We start from the raw sequence: 1,972 nt of genomic DNA, 5'->3' as shown, positions 1-1,972 counted from the left end.
GCCCTACGTTGAAGACGGCACGCTGATCTTCATCGGCGCCACCACCGAAAACCCTTCGTTCGAACTGAACAACGCTTTGTTGTCGCGTGCCCGCGTCTACGTGCTGAAAAGCCTCGACGAAGCGGCGCTGCGCAAACTGGTGCATCGGGCTTTGACCGAAGAGCGCGGGCTGGGCAAGCGCAACCTGACCCTGAGCGATGAAGGCTTCCAGATGCTGCTGTCCGCCGCCGATGGCGATGGCCGGCGTCTGCTCAATCTGCTGGAAAATGCCTCCGATCTGGCCGAAGACAACAGCGAAATCGGCATCGAGCTGCTGCAAAGCCTGCTCGGCGACACCCGTCGACGTTTCGACAAGGGCGGCGAAGCGTTCTACGACCAGATCTCGGCGCTGCACAAATCCGTGCGCGGCTCCAACCCTGACGGTGCGTTGTACTGGTTTGCGCGGATGATCGACGGCGGCTGCGATCCGCTTTATCTGGCCCGCCGCGTGGTGCGCATGGCCAGCGAAGACATCGGCAATGCCGATCCGCGTGCGCTGAGCCTGTGCCTGGCGGCGTGGGAAGTGCAGGAGCGTCTCGGCAGCCCCGAGGGCGAATTGGCAGTCGCCCAGGCCATTACTTATCTGGCCTGCGCACCGAAAAGCAATGCGGTGTACATGGGCTTCAAAACCGCGCTGCGCGCAGCGGCTGAGAACGGCTCGCTGGAAGTCCCGCTGCATTTGCGCAATGCACCGACCAAGCTGATGAAGCAATTGGGTTATGGCGACGAATACCGCTACGCCCACGACGAGCCGGACGCCTATGCCGCCGGTGAAGACTATTTTCCGGAAGAACTCGATCCGATTCCGTTCTATCAGCCAGTGCCCCGTGGCCTGGAGTTGAAGATCGGCGAGAAGCTCAATCACCTCGCTCAGCTCGATCGTCTGAGCCCTCGGCAGCGGAGAAAATAGTGGTTCCATTGATCCTCGCAGTGTCGGTCGGCGGAGTTGCCGGCACCCTGTTGCGCTTCGCCACCGGTAATTGGGTCAGCGCCAATTGGCCGCGGCACTTCTATACCGCGACGCTGGCCGTTAATATCGTGGGCTGCCTGCTGATTGGCGTGTTGTACGGCCTGTTTCTGATACGCCCGGAGGTGCCGATCGAGGTGCGCGCCGGGTTGATGGTCGGCTTCCTCGGGGGGCTGACGACTTTTTCATCCTTTTCACTGGATACGGTGCGCCTGCTGGAAAGCGGGCAAGTGTTGCTGGCCCTGGGCTACGCCGCACTCAGCGTATTCGGCGGGCTGCTCGCGACGTGGGCCGGCCTGTCCCTGACCAAACTTTGATAACGAGAAACCGACATGCTCGATTCCAAACTGTTACGTAGCAACCTTCAGGACGTAGCGGACCGCCTGGCTTCCCGTGGCTTTGCCCTGGACACCGCGCGCATCGAAGCGCTGGAAGAACAGCGCAAGACCGTCCAGACCCGCACCGAAGCACTGCAGGCTGAACGTAACGCGCGTTCCAAATCCATCGGGCAGGCCAAGCAGCGTGGCGAAGACATCGCGCCGCTGATGGCGGACGTCGAGCGCATGGCGGGCGAGCTGAGCGCTGGCAAGGTCGAGCTGGATGCGATCCAGACCGAACTCGATTCGATCCTGCTCGGTATCCCGAACCTGCCGCACGAGTCGGTTCCGGTCGGCAAGGACGAAGACGACAACGTCGAAGTGCGCCGCTGGGGCACGCCGACTCAGTTCGATTTCGAAGTCAAAGACCACGTTGCCCTCGGCGAAAAGTTCGGCTGGCTGGACTTTGAAACCGCCGCCAAGCTGTCCGGCGCGCGCTTTGCGCTGTTGCGTGGCCCGATCGCGCGGCTGCATCGCGCACTGGCGCAGTTCATGATCAACCTGCATGTCACCGAACATGGCTACGAAGAGGCTTACACGCCTTATCTGGTTCAGGCTCCGGCGCTGCAAGGCACCGGCCAGTTGCCAA

General features: G+C 61.9%; 2 protein-coding genes and 1 pseudogene. All 3 read left to right on the top strand.

Features of this window, described 5'->3' with window-relative positions; all coding sequences use genetic code 11:
* The coding region (locus OQK_RS27340; RefSeq protein WP_038861863.1) for a replication-associated recombination protein A at positions 1–949 on the top strand (949 nt) is incomplete at its 5' end.
* Positions 949–1,323 (top strand): fluoride efflux transporter CrcB, encoded by a 375-nt coding sequence (crcB, locus tag OQK_RS27335; protein WP_016775261.1) that lies wholly within the window; start codon positions 949–951, stop codon positions 1,321–1,323. The genes OQK_RS27340 and crcB, both read left to right, overlap by 1 nt.
* Positions 1,324–1,338: 15 nt before the next feature.
* Positions 1,339–1,972: pseudogene (locus OQK_RS27330) on the top strand (serine--tRNA ligase); the annotation flags it as partial.

Source organism: Pseudomonas sp. R62 (genome assembly GCF_000257605.1).
Lineage (GTDB): Bacteria > Pseudomonadota > Gammaproteobacteria > Pseudomonadales > Pseudomonadaceae > Aquipseudomonas > Aquipseudomonas atacamensis.
This window is presented reverse-complemented; position numbering and strand designations above follow the sequence as displayed.